This is a genomic window from Methylomonas sp. EFPC1, from assembly GCF_016925515.1.
GTDB classification, from domain to species: Bacteria; Pseudomonadota; Gammaproteobacteria; order Methylococcales; family Methylomonadaceae; genus Methylomonas; species Methylomonas defluvii.
Genome location: NZ_CP070494.1, coordinates 4,537,632 through 4,551,134, shown reverse-complemented (window position 1 = coordinate 4,551,134; position 13,503 = coordinate 4,537,632). Strand labels below are relative to the sequence as shown.

Annotated in this window: 11 protein-coding genes; 8 read left to right on the top strand and 3 right to left on the bottom strand. The window is 40.6% G+C overall.

Annotated elements, in window-relative coordinates; translation table 11 throughout:
- Positions 1-358 precede the first annotated feature (358 nt).
- Both JWZ98_RS20920 and pyrF read right to left on the bottom strand, forming a co-directional pair.
- Positions 359-706 carry an endonuclease domain-containing protein gene (locus JWZ98_RS20920; protein WP_205451609.1) on the bottom strand — a complete coding sequence of 116 codons (348 nt, stop codon included), beginning with the start codon at positions 704-706 and terminating at the stop codon, positions 359-361.
- A gap of 239 nt (positions 707-945) precedes the next feature.
- Positions 946-1,671: an orotidine-5'-phosphate decarboxylase gene (gene pyrF, locus JWZ98_RS20915; protein WP_205451608.1), complete on the bottom strand. Its 726-nt coding sequence runs from the start codon at positions 1,669-1,671 to the stop codon at positions 946-948.
- A gap of 301 nt (positions 1,672-1,972) precedes the next feature.
- Between pyrF and JWZ98_RS20910 the strand changes: the two genes are divergently transcribed.
- From JWZ98_RS20910 to JWZ98_RS20890, 5 genes are all read left to right on the top strand, one after another.
- A complete protein-coding gene (locus tag JWZ98_RS20910) occupies positions 1,973-3,394 on the top strand; it encodes an undecaprenyl-phosphate glucose phosphotransferase (protein WP_240348122.1) in 1,422 nt (473 codons plus the stop codon).
- 642 nt (positions 3,395-4,036) lie between these two features.
- Positions 4,037-4,441, top strand: coding sequence for a VanZ family protein (locus tag JWZ98_RS20905; protein ID WP_205451607.1), 405 nt, complete (start codon positions 4,037-4,039; stop codon positions 4,439-4,441).
- Between the two features lie 50 nt (positions 4,442-4,491).
- Positions 4,492-5,595, top strand: coding sequence for a hypothetical protein (locus JWZ98_RS20900; protein ID WP_205451606.1), 1,104 nt, complete (start codon positions 4,492-4,494; stop codon positions 5,593-5,595).
- A gap of 71 nt (positions 5,596-5,666) precedes the next feature.
- Positions 5,667-7,067 carry a lipopolysaccharide biosynthesis protein gene (locus JWZ98_RS20895; protein WP_205451605.1) on the top strand — a complete coding sequence of 467 codons (1,401 nt, stop codon included), beginning with the start codon at positions 5,667-5,669 and terminating at the stop codon, positions 7,065-7,067.
- 90 nt (positions 7,068-7,157) lie between these two features.
- Entirely contained in the window at positions 7,158-8,276 is a 1,119-nt protein-coding gene (locus JWZ98_RS20890) for a glycosyltransferase (protein WP_205451604.1), read from the top strand.
- 226 nt (positions 8,277-8,502) lie between these two features.
- Here JWZ98_RS20890 and JWZ98_RS20885 read toward each other — a convergent pair whose 3' ends face one another.
- Positions 8,503-9,387, bottom strand: coding sequence for an acyltransferase family protein (locus JWZ98_RS20885; protein ID WP_275899144.1), 885 nt, complete (start codon positions 9,385-9,387; stop codon positions 8,503-8,505).
- 630 nt (positions 9,388-10,017) lie between these two features.
- Here JWZ98_RS20885 and JWZ98_RS20880 point away from each other — a divergent pair.
- The 3 genes from JWZ98_RS20880 (at position 10,018) to JWZ98_RS20870 (ending at position 13,501) form a co-directional block, all read left to right on the top strand.
- On the top strand, positions 10,018-11,145 hold the full coding sequence (locus JWZ98_RS20880) for a glycosyltransferase family 4 protein (RefSeq protein ID WP_205451602.1): 1,128 nt from the start codon (positions 10,018-10,020) through the stop codon (positions 11,143-11,145).
- Between the two features lie 116 nt (positions 11,146-11,261).
- On the top strand, positions 11,262-12,422 hold the full coding sequence (locus JWZ98_RS20875; protein ID WP_205451600.1) for a glycosyltransferase: 1,161 nt from the start codon (positions 11,262-11,264) through the stop codon (positions 12,420-12,422).
- A gap of 17 nt (positions 12,423-12,439) precedes the next feature.
- Positions 12,440-13,501: an acyltransferase gene (locus JWZ98_RS20870; protein ID WP_205451598.1), complete on the top strand. Its 1,062-nt coding sequence runs from the start codon at positions 12,440-12,442 to the stop codon at positions 13,499-13,501.
- The last annotated feature ends 2 nt before the right edge of the window (positions 13,502-13,503 follow it).

Sequence of the window (13,503 nt, the reverse complement as noted above, 5' to 3'; positions counted from 1 at the left end):
CATTGGCTGGTTGCGCGCATTAAAAACCGGAGCATTATGCCCACTTTTTGCAGGGAGTTAAATTTTAGATGCCGAACACCCGCTTTTGGGCGGCTCAACAAATACCCACTTCCTCCGTGGGAGGGCCTGCAGTTAATTGATTTTTTCTTCTCACCGCAACCCTCGGCAATTACTCCCAGCGTTGCCATATATCCTGCATCCATGCAGTCGTCCAGCAGGAGAGGGGGTGAATTGACGTTATTACTTCTCCAGGCCAAAGCGAATAAGTTTGGAGCATCCCCTCTCCCTCCGGGAGAGGGCTAGGGTGAGGGGATCAACTATTTTAATTCCCTGATCCCAGTCTTCTTTAAGAGGGGGGCTAGGTTTTTACAGGTTCTATTAACTCAATTACAGCCAGACGAATTACTTCCATTACGGCAAGCCTGTTTTGTAAAACCTCATGATTCCAAAATCGCAGCACCCGATACCCCAGCCGCTGTAAATAATGGCTTCTGTTTTGATCGTATTCTTGTTGCTCGGCATGCTGCCCGCCATCAACTTCAATTACCAACTTGGGTTCCAAGCAAACAAAATCAACGATAAATGGGCCGATAACCTGCTGTCTACGAAATTTACAGCCCAACAATTGCCGATTCCTCAGCTGTTGCCAAATCACTCGTTCTGCGTCGGTTTGATTTTTGCGTAATGAACGGGCCAAATCTTTCATTGCAAAAGCCTTTTTTGGATTCCCTCACCCCTGCCCTCTCCCGGGGGGAGAGGGAGTTATATTTCCGAGCTAGATGAGGCGATCCAAATTTAGTCTAGCTAGCAAAAATATCGGTATTCCCTTTCTCCCCTTGTGAGAGGGCTGGGGTGAGGGGAGCTAAAAGCCCCGGCAAATTTAATTTTTTGCCCTTCAAGCAAAAATACCGAGAATAAAATTCCAGAAAGCTTTGGCGCAAATACTCAAGCAAACTGCGCCGCAATCTGTCCCTGGATGTTTTCCGCCATCGCCCGGCGATCAGTCGCGTCGCGGATAGGCCTGCCCACTACTATGTAATCCGCGCCGTTCTGAATCGCTTGCTCGACACTGACCGCGCGTTTTTGATCATCGTCTTCGCGGTTATCCACCGGCCGGATACCGGGAGTGATTACCAGCAGCTTTTCGCCCAGTTGTTGCCTAATCATTGCTACTTCCAGGCCTGATGAGACGATACCGTCGCAACCAATTTGCAACGCCCGCTTAGCGCGGGACAACACCAGCTCGCGCACATCGCATTGAAAGCCCAAGTCGTCCAAATCGCCGCGATCCAGGCTGGTTAATGCGGTGACGGCCAACACTTTTAAGTCGCCTTTCGCCGCTGCCGCTGCTTCCATAATGGAATCGTTGCCGTGGATAGTGGCCAGATCCACGCCTTTGTTACTTAGCGCTTTAATTGCCCTGCCCACCGTGGCTGGAATGTCGAAGAATTTAAGATCGACAAACACTTTTTTGTCACGGGCCTTCAGCCATTCGATAAATCCGAAATAATCACCTGACATGAATAGCTCCATGCCCACTTTGTAAAAAATCACCGCTTCACCCAGTTCTTCGACCAAAGCTTGCGCTTCTGCAATGCTGGAAACATCCAGCGCCATGATCAGGCGTTCGCGGACGGGAATGGCTTTGTTTGATATGAAAGATTCTGTCATAAGGATTATGAAATAGTCTGTTTACTTGATTAAGGGTAGCGTTTTTATTGGTGAGCTTGGCAAGACCTGCTAAAGTGGTTTACAAACAACGTTGATTTTTCAGTTGGTGTTTAATTAACAATAGTTGCGCCTGCGATGTCACTAAGAAGCGGCATGCGTGAAAAACTTGTAGGCAACGGACGGTTTACATGCCGCCGCCGGTGTTTCATTAAACTTTCATTAAGCTGAAATAATTTTGGCTTAAAGTCCTATAATCAGGCAGGCAAATGATCAACTCATTAAGCTAACCAGTATATTTGATATGAATCAGTTTCGCCCAAAAGGATTTATCAGGCCGCTACAGCCGGAATTGCAGAGCATTAAGCGGGCCATGGACACCGCGTTGATTTTTATCACGCTATACGTCTCGCTGCACATTTACGGTGAGCCGTTCGACCGTGAATACCTGGGCTTGTTTATTGTCTGTACCGTGCTGTTCGGTATTTTTGCCGAGCATCAAGAGATCTATCACGGCTGGCGCGGTGATCCCCTATTTGACGATGCTGTGCGGATATTACTGTCGTGGATAGTGGCCTTCGCGCTGATTGCCAGCAGCTTTTTCGTATTTGACCTGGGTTTTGAATACTCGCGGCAAGTATTGGAATTGTGGTTGCCGCTGGCGCCGCTCAGCATCATCATGCTGCACTCGTTGCGCCGCTCGACATTGTCTTATTTGCGGATGCACGGACTTAATACCCGTAACTACGCGATTTTGGGCGGCAATTCCCTAGGTAAACGCCTAAATACCGCGCTGACCGAAATGCCTTGGCTGGGTTATAGCTTTGTTGGTTTTTTTGACGACCGCATAGAGAACAAGCAGCGCAGGCAGGATGAAGACATGGTCGACGTCATCGTTGGCGACTTCAAAGAGCTGCTGGAAAGAGCGCAGCGCGGAGAAATCGATCATATCTACATCACCTTGCCCTTGCGTGCGGAAAAGCGAATTAACCAATTGATTCGAGAACTGGCTGACAGCACCGTGTCGGTCAACATTGTTCCGGACTTTTTTACCTTCAACCTGATGCAGTCCAAACTCAGCAGCGTAAAAGGTATTCCGGTGGTCAGCGTCTTCGATACGCCTTTAAATTCATCGCTGGATGGCTTCGCCAAACGCCTTGAGGATCTGTTGCTGTGTGCGATCATTTTGCCGATTATCGCTATCCCGATGTTGATTATCGCTATTGCCATCAAGATTACCTCGCCGGGGCCGATCATTTTCAAGCAAATGCGTTACGGCGTTAAGGGCGAGCAGATTGAGGTATGGAAATTTCGATCCATGTCCGTGTGCGAAAATGGCGACACTATCAAACAAGCCACTGCTAACGATAGCCGCGTGACACCCTTGGGCGGTTTTCTGCGCCGCACCTCGTTAGACGAATTACCGCAATTTCTAAATGTGTTGAGCGGCACCATGTCCGTGGTCGGTCCACGGCCGCATGCGGTGGCTCACAATGAATACTACCGCAAACAGATTCAAGGCTATATGCTGCGGCACAAAATGAAACCCGGCATCACCGGTTTGGCGCAAATCAGCGGTTGCAGAGGCGAAACCGAAACCATCGATAAAATGGAAAGACGGATTCATCACGATTTGGAATACATACGGCAGTGGTCAGTCATTTTAGATTTAAAGATTGTAATATTGACTATTTTCAAAGGATTTGTGGGGCAGCAGGCTTATTGAGTAAAAGCCCTTCTTCTTTGCAGTAGTGCCCCCTAAAGTAAGCTAGCTTCCCTGCCCTGCTGGAGGAGGTTCGGAGGAAATTAAACAAGATGGGTATCCGCCCTCATCACAACCCTTAGGTTAATAAAATATCGCAAATACAAACTGCTTGCCAATCGAAGGTAAGCAGTCAGATAAGTGAAGACAAACCGCTGGCAGAGGCAACACGAGCTGATGCGTGAACGGGGCCGAAGCTCAAATTTTCTTCGCAGAGCCTTTTCTTTCCTGGGCATAGCCTAAAGCAACTCAACTTAATTCAACGGGTATTGTCTTACGATGTATGACGTTCCCGACTTTTCGCGAAATGATGTTTGTACACACGCTGCTCCGTAAGGCTGGGGGGCGGCGCAAATATTAAATTTAGCTTTACCAGTTCACAATACCTGAAAACTATTCTCAATCAACTATTCGACAATACTATTAGAGCGAAACATTTCGAGGGGTAGGTTTAGCGAATAGCGAAGGTGGAATGTATTTTAAGCAATATGCGCGCTCGTAATTGCCCATGGCTCAGAAGTTCCTTGGTATATGTCTATGGGTGGGATAGTGCATTCTTTTCCAGTTACAAGTGAAGCACCATTCAAGCTAAGAAATAAACATAGAATGAATAAATTGAAAGGAAATCGTAAGCTTGCAATCGTATTTGTATTATTAACTATTATAAGTATGGTGTATTTGTTTGCAGAGTCTTCGGAACCGCCCTCATCATTCATAGGGCAGGTATATGGGCTAGATAAACTCGCTCATTTTATAGCGTTTCTTATCCTTGGGATGTTGGTTAGCGCTGCGCATGTATGTGCGACTGGTTCGGTGACTATTCCACTATATTTCAAGCCTTTCCTGATTTTGATTCTCTTTGGTGTTGCTCAGGAAGGGGGGCAAATGACAAATCCTAATAGGAAAGCAAGCTTCGGTGATTTATTTGCAGACTTGTCTGGAATAATGTTTTCGCGCCTTATAATTAATCGCTCTTTATTGGTGATAAGCTCCAAAAGTAAAGAGAGTTAAAGTTAATGTATGGGTTGTTGCTAACTCGAAGAAGATTTTTATATAAAAATATGGAAAATATATCTGGTTTACAAGTAGAGGGGCGAGCAGAAAAGTACGCATATTTTGTGCTCATGTTATTGCTGTATATTTCAATGACCGGGTTTTATTCGGTAAGATACGCTTTCTATCTTGCGCCACTGCCAGCTATTTTAATCTGGATATTGGGTGGAAAATATTCGATTGGTAATCGCGCGGCGCCATTTATTCTTTTGTTATTGGCGAGTCTGCCATCTGTATATGATTTAACTTTTGATACATTCAAAATAAGTTATTTTATATTTGTGTATGCTTTTGTATTTTCTATATTTGACTTCTCAAAAATTCAAATTAATTTTAATAAGACGATTGGGGTTATTATCCTGTTATTTATAATCCAGATTATAATAATGGGAGGTGTTAAAAAGTTCAATTTCTCAATTGCAAACTCCGAGTCATCCTTTGAGAGTACTCTTGCATTTCCTGTTGGTATCATTGTATTGTATTTTTTTCTGACTAAAAAATATATTTCGTTTGCTTTGTCACTTTTGTTATGCGTTTTAATGCTAAAAAGGATTGTGATATTGGCGTTATTGGTGTCAATTATTCCTCATTTTATGGGTAAAAATATAAGGGATTTAATAATTAATCCATTAACAGTTACAATTTTTGCAGGTTTAGCGGTTTTTTTAACTATTGAGCTAGCGGATGGGGCATTCGATTCATATATAAGGGAATATTTTGATCAATCAACTAATCAGTTAACTAAAGGAAGGCAGCAGCTATGGAGTACCGTATTGAGGGCGTTAAACTTCAGTTATGTCGACTTTATATTTTATGGGGTTGGCCAAGGAAAAGTTACTGAAGTGTTGGACAGGGCTTTTCACTCAGAAAATGTATTGCTTCATAATGATTTGTTGCTGTTGTTAATGCAATTTGGAGGTGTCGTATTTTTTGCTTTTTTGTATTTATTCAACAAGCATGGCTCTATAAATAAGCGTACTTTGAGCTTGTTTATAACTATTATTTTCTTCACTGATAATGTTTTGATATATCAACATGTTATGGTGTTCTATTTTTTAGCATTGTCACAGATAGAGCGACAAGAGTCGTATGCCAACAATCTCAGGAATTAATAAAATTTCAATGGTAAAATTGGCTAAATAGTTATCATGAAAGGGATTTTTTGAAGGGTGCAAGTAAAGAAATGAAATTAGCTGCTGTAAAAACAGTATTTGGCTACGGTGCGGCTACTTTGCTACAAGGGCTTGTAGCGTTTTTAGGTGTGCCATTGTTAATAAGGATTGTTGGTGCAAGAGAATTCGCTCTTTGGGCGATACTAGAGCCCCTCGTGTTACTGCTGGCCCAGTTTAGCTTGATAGGTGCTAATCATGGATATATTCGTTTGCTTGCCAGTGATTTAATATCGCCTAAATATATTTATATGTTGCAATATAGATATGGAGTAGTTCCGTCCATAATTATAAGTGCGCTTGGTGCGTTTGTTGCCGTTAGATATTTAGGCTTCGAAAACGCCATAGTAATATTCGGCGTGGTTTTTGTGTATTCCTTTCTTGAAAGCTTTATTTTGTTAGGGCAATCAATTTCAAGAGGTCAGTCTGATGTCAAAGCTTACGTTAAGGTGGTTTGGATAAAGTTTGGTTTTTTAGGTGTTGTATTGGCAGTGTTAATGCTATTGGAGGTAACGATTGAACTTGTTACTTACATAGAGATTTTAATACTGTTGGATCTTATGGCTTTGCTTTTCATTTCTAGAGTAAATACTAAAATGGTCCATAATGTCATTTCTTCAGCAACAGATAAAAAGCAAGTTTATTTATCAGCGGTGCGATATGGGATACCAATTGTATTTTCGTCCGCGTTATCTCTGGTTGTAACAAATGGAGATCGCTATTTTATTGATGCATTAATGGCACCAGATAAACTAGCTGGGTACGTTACAATGGCAAAATTATCTGGGGCGTTAGCGTTTGCCTCCGCGCCAATAAATCTATGGTGGCCGGCTGCTCGTTTCCGTCACGCCAAAGATAAGGATGCAGGTGCCGCTTTTTTTAACGCGGCAACAAACCTTCTTCTCATATATTATCTCTGCGCGGCAGCATGTATGTGGGTCCTGGCTCCTAAATTGATTGGTTGGTATGCCAATAAAATAAATGGTTTTGACAGCATAACGATGGGCTTATTGCTTTGCGCTGCAGTTTCTACAGCAATGATAACGCCAATGAATATTGGTACTCTAAATGAAGGAAAAACCCATTGGAGTATTTGGACGATAGGTCTTTCCGCAATTGTTGGGCTATTGTCAGCCTTTTATTTGATTCCGATATACGGCTATGTTGGTGCAGGATGCTCGGCATTGCTTTCCCAGCTATTGAGTTTAATATTTGTTCGAGTTGTATCTCAAAGTATTCAGCCAATGGTATTTAGATATTTTCGATCAGTTGTTTTAATAATTCTGTATTTTGGGTTGGTATATTCATTACTGGAAATAGTCGATCAGATCTTTATGCAAGGTTTTGCGATTCTTGTTTATTTAATGCTGGCTATTTTAATATCGCGCTCAGATATTAAAGTCATACAAACTTAAACCTTAATTAGTAGGCTGCTAAGTGGTTTGCTGTGTTGAGTGCTAAAACTTAGTTGCTTAATTTGTGTTTTGGTGTTATAGAATTTGTATATGAAAAAATTGATTGCTATTTATCGTACGGTTTTTCTTGTGCCTTCAGAGGCGTTTATACCGTCTCAGTTATCTGCATATAAGCATTATGACAGAGTGATTTGGTGCAGAGACACAGTAAAAAACACCTCGCTAAATGGTTTTGAGAGCTTAAAATGCATAAATTTGGGTGAGGGGGTATTATGGAAAAGGATTTTATTTACCCTATTTGGGTTAGCTACGGTAGATGAAATGCCCTCATTAATACATGCGCATTTTGGTCCTGATGCGGCAATGATATTGCCTTTTGCAAAACGTAGAAAACTCCCTCTGCTTGTCACTTTCCACGGGTTTGATGTGCAACAGTCAAGGTGGGTGCAATTCAAGTCGGGTAGGGTATCCAATTTATTATTTTTGCTCAGAGAAAAGGAATTATATAGATATGCATCAAAGGTAATTGCGGTTTCGGAGTATTTAAAAAGTCGCTTAATAGCTAGAGGATGCCCGCCTGATAAAATATCGGTTGAATATATCGGTGTGGATATATCAAAATTCAACGTATCCTCCAGAGATGTCGTGAAAAATCGTTTAATTAACGTATCTAGACATGTTGGCTGGAAAGGCATCGACACAATAATACGGGCTTTATCAGTATTGGTAATCAAGCACCCTGAATTGCAGTTGATCCAAATAGGCGAAGGTCCGGAAACAAGTCGACTTATGCATTTAGCCAATGAACTTGGTATCTCGAAGCATATAGAATGGAGAGGGGCGGCGCCTCATGATGAAGTGGTAAAGGAGCTAAGTAACGCGGCATTATATGTTCATGCAAGTAGAATGGATTCCTCCGGTCAAACTGAGGCTTTTGGTATCGCGCTGATAGAGGCGCAGGCATGTGGGTTGCCTGTAATTGCGACGAGGTCAGGTGGGATTGCAGAAGCGCTAAGTGAACGCGAAACTGGCTTTTTGTATGATGAGGATGATTATGTTTCGCTGGCGGATAAAATTGACCAGCTGCTTTCAAGCCCTGTTGAGCTCGAGTTAAAAAGCAAGAAAGCCCGAGAGTTTGTTGTTAATAATTTTAATATTTTATCGTGTACTGCAAAATTAGAAGAAACTTATGATGATCTTCTAAGATAACAGATCATCTAATAGTGGTTTTGTCTGGCTATTCATGAAAGAAAAAAGGGAGAATTTTGGTGGCGGAATAATGCCGGCTTTCTATTGATCTTCAAAAATTCGAATGGCTTAATGTGGTTAGTCTAATGGCTACGTGTTTCGATTTTAAATATTAAAGCAACGATTTGAATCGTTTACTCAATTTGAATAATGGGTAGGTAGAAAGTAGGCTTAGAATTGCTGTTAGTTAGAACAATAGAGTTCCATTTTGAATAGGTGTTTGCGTTTTTAGTAAAAAAATAAAGAATGGGTGGGTAAAATAAATCGCGCTTGCGGACTTAGATAAATAGTCGGTTTTTAATTTGTGTTTATTGTTTGCTATTAGAATAAAGGTCAGTGGGCAGAAAATAATAAATGTAAAATAAAAGTCAATGCTTTTGGTGTGGGGCTCTCGATCAAAATTTATAAATATTTCTATGGCTATCAAAAAAGCCGAAAGTAAAATGCCAATAGTAAGGAGTTTTTTGGAGATATTCGTAGCTAAGTCTTTCTTGTTGATTAAATAACCAATCGATAAAAAAGGAAACCCAAAGAACAGGAAGTTTCTATAGATCCAGTAATTGGATAAAATTTTCTGAATTGTTGTATTCTCATACGTGCAATATAGAGATGCATACTGGAGAGTTACCCCTATTGCAAATAGTGATAATGATAAACAAAAAATCACAATGTCCGATTTTTGTTTTAGATAGTAAAGAAGTAAGCCCGATCCAAATAGTCCGGCAATATACCAAAGATGATGGTAGCCAAACACTAGGGTGACGATGAAGTGATAGATTGATTTTGCATTTAGAGCGCTGGGTATGTAAAGAGGAAGGTAAGCAATCATCCATATCAAGTAAAGCTCGGTCACCCTTTTTATCCATGTGCCGATTAAGCGATTTTTATTGAAAAAGGCGAATAAGTAATATCCATTTATGATGAAGAATAGAGGTACTGCAATTCTAAGGATGCCGTTTTCCAGCAAATGATTAATTGTTGGCGATGTTTCAATTAATAAATGTGAGTGTATGGCAATAACCATAAACGATAATGTAAATTTCAAGATGTCGATATTCGCGTTTCGTTCCATTGTGATCGCCGCTGGTAATTGGAATTGCTTATTTGTATGTGAGCTTAATAATAGCGTATATAAGGTTTTTTTGTAAGAATTGGTTGGCTAGGTTAACTGGGGCGTGAAGTTGCTTAGTTTTGGTCCGCGCACACTTAGGTTGTCTGGGCTGATATTATAGCTTTGGATATTTGGTACGTATTTGAGATTAAAGAGTTATTCCATGTGATTTTTTCGTTAAATCTCGCTCGTGTTAAACGCCTTGCTATAGCCGTCAGGCTGGTGAAAGCCTATCATTGCTTGATAATTAATATGGGTTTGGTAATAAAGCCAAGCTTGCGATATAAAAATTAGTTGAGAATTGGAAAATTTATTTGATTTTGTCTCTGAATGCTAGAGCGAGCTTAGTATAAGGTTTGATTTTCAATTCGCGTTTATGATTTGAAGGGGGGGGTTAGTTCAACAGATTGTTAGTGGCTTAGTTCTGTATTATTAAAATGGTTTTTAGTTGCATGAATATTACGTCAGTTTTGATAGCATCTTTGAGTTGCAAATTATTGGTGTGTAGGTGGTAGTATATATCAAGCGGCCAAGTTGCTGTTTGTCTATATGTTGATTGGTTTTTGAATTTTTTATTATGCTATAAAAAATATGAATATATTAATATTCCAGCCGATGCTGAAGCAATATCGAATGCCGTTGTTTGTCAAGATGTCCGAGCTCCTGAAAGAGTGCGGGCATGAGTTAAGAGTGGTTTCCGGAAGTCCCCCAAAATACGAGATTAGCAAAGCAGATAATATATGCGAGAGTAACGGATTCTGTATCGTCGAAAAAAGTCATTGGGTGTTTGATGAGAGGTTGCATTATTTGCACTCTAACTTTAGTCATATATTGTGGGCTGATTTTGTTATTACTGAACAAGCGAACAAGCATATTCATAATTATATATTAATCATTTTGCGATGGAGTGGTTTTAAGAAATTTGCTTATTGGGGGCATGGGCAGAATAGACAGGGTAATACAAGCTCCTTTCGTGAGCTTATTAAAAGAAGGCTTTCAACTCATTGTGACTGGTGGTTTGCATATACTAAAGGCGTAGCAGATTATGTTGCTGGATTAGGCTATGACCCGGCAAAAATCACTGTTTTAAATAATAGTGTCGACACATCAAATTTCCGAAAGGTTTTAGCCGAGCAGAGTTCTGATAGGGTGATGCAGTTTAAGAACGAGCTAGGTATTTCAGTGAACTCTCGTGTTGGATTGTATTGTGGTAGTTTATACGCAGAAAAAAAAATAGAATTTTTGCTAAATTCAGCACTACTTATTAGAGAGCTAAACCCAAACTTTGTGTTAATTATCGTAGGCGATGGTGCGGATCGGGCAATAGTTAAGGAATATTCAGATAATTATTCCTTTATTAAATATCTTGGACCATTGTTTGCGGAACAAAAGGCTCTTGCTTTTAGAGTAGCGGAATTATTTTTATGTCCTGGGCTGGTTGGTTTGGCCATATTGGATGCCTTTACCGCAGGTTTGCCTCTTTTTACTTGTGATATTTCCAATCATAGTCCCGAAATAGAATATCTGGATCAAAACGTCAATGGAATAATGACGGGTGCAAATGAGCGGGATTATGCGCAAGCCGTTGATGATGTGCTTCGAGATGATGATACGCTGAATAAATTACGTACAAATGCGTTAGATAGTAGTATGAAATTTACTATAGAAAATATGGCGGCAAATTTTGTTGATGGCATAAAGGCTTTCATTGCGAACTAGATGTGTAAATTGGATTGCACTGAATTACTCAGTTTGGCAAACACCTGTTATGTGTTGTAAAAGAAATGTTATCTTAAATATAAAAATAGCCAATAGCTAGAAAGCGAGGGTTTTTAGTGAAAATACTAATGGTGCATAATCGATACCAGCAAGTTGGCGGTGAGGATGGTGTAGTGGCTGCCGAGGCGGAGTTACTGATGTCGCACGGGGATATCGTTGAGTTATGGGAGGTCGATAACAAAAATTTACCAAGCAATTTACTTGGTAAATTCAAAACTGCACTTAGTACGCGATATTCGCGGGATAGTAAGTTAATCGCCCTTCAGCGATTAAAAGCCTTCAAGCCCGATATAGTTCATGTCCACAATTTTTTTCCGCAAATTAGCCCATCTATTTATGACGCTTGCATTCAAGAGGCCGTTCCTGTTGTGCAGACCCTGCACAATTACCGTCTAATTTGTCCAGGTGCTATCCTAATGCGGGGGGGCAAAATATGCGAGCAATGTATTTCAGGGTCACCTTATCAAGCTGTTTTCTACGGCTGTTACCGTGGTTCGAAAATGGGAAGTCTGGTGGTGGCGCATATGGTTTCTCATCATCGTAACCAAGGCACTTGGTCTAACAAAGTTAATAAATTTATAGCGTTGACGGAATTTGCGAAAAGCAAATTTGTTCAAGCGGGATTTCCTGTCGAAAAGATAGCGATTAAGCCTAACTTTATCGGGGATCCGTATAAAGTTACTGCGCCGATGGCAAAAGCTAAACCTGGTTTTGCCTTATTTGTTGGGCGCATCAGTGATGAAAAAGGTATTAGAACATTAGTTAAAGCCTGGTCCAAGTTGGAAGGTAAGTGTGAGTTGAAGATTGCCGGTAGCGGACCGCTTGAAGATAGCCTTCAAGGTATTGCTAATATAACCGTTCTCGGCAGGAGGTCCCCTTCGGAAGTTAGTGTATTAATGCAACAGGCCAGTTTTTTGGTGCTTCCATCCGAATGGTATGAAGGGTTTCCTTTGGTTTTGGTGGAGGCTCTCGCTCACGGATTGCCCGTGCTAGCATCAAGATTAGGCAGCATGCTCGACATTATTGAGGATGGTAAAACCGGATTATTATTTACGCCGACTGATGCGAATGATTTGGCGGATAAGGCTAAGTGGCTCGTTGATCATCCCAAAGAACTCGAACGGTTCTCTGAGAATGCTAGGAGCGTTTTTAACGAAAAATATACCGATGAAGAAAATTATTCTGCATTAATGAAAATCTACAATTCGGTGCTGTAACTTTTGGAAACTTCGATATGAAAACCAGGGAAACGTATTTGGATTTTATTAGGGGAATTGCTATTCTTCTTGCTATGGGGTGGCATTTTAATGGGACATTAACTGGTATATCAGCGGTAGATATGCTTTTGATGCCAGGGAGGGTATTAGGTTGGGCTGGTGTGGATCTATTCTTTGTTTTGAGTGGATTTTTGATTGGTGGACTTATATTTGCTGAATACCAAAGAACAGGAAGGTTCCGGGCGGGGAAATTTTTAATAAGGCGGGCATTTAAAATATGGCCCGTTTTATATGTGTATTTACTTTTGTTGCTAGTTTCTGGCCGGTATTCGTGGGAGACGTTTTTGCTGCAAAATGTTTTTCATGTCCAGAATTATTATACTACACCACTTAAGCATTTATGGAGCTTAGCTGTAGAAGAGCACTTTTACTTAATATTTGCGTTTGGTTTTTTAATGTTCAGTAAGCGAGAGTCCGGCAATATAAACGCTATGGTGTTGGTGCTTCCTGTTATTTGGATTGCCTGCTTGATTTTTCGATCTATGGCTGTCTATTATTCAGTAGATGTGGAGAAGATATATTTCCAAACACATTATCGAATTGATGCATTGGCTTTCGGTATGTTTTTGGCGTATTTAAAGATTTTTAAACAAGAAAATTTTAATCAGGTTGCTTCAATGAAGTTTCTTCTGTTGATTATATTCGCGTCAGGAATTTTAATTTTGATTAGGTTTGACGGCGGCCCCGCTTACAAATTGACAGTAAGGCATACAATTGCATATTTAACTGCGGGGGCGTTTCTGCTGTATTGTTACAGGCTCAGAGTTTTTGACCGAAATAATTTAATAATAAAGGGGGTGGCTTGGCTGGGATTATATTCTTATGCAATGTATGTTTATCAGTTTGTTATGATTAGGATTATTGAAGCGATTGTCAAGAAATTCACATTATTCAATGTGACGCCAGGTATGGATTTGATTTTTAAATATATAGGGGCAATTTTATTGGCGGTAGCGGTTACAAAATTAATTGAAAGGCCTTTTCTAGTGTTACGGGAAAAGCTTTTTCCTGCTTACTGAGC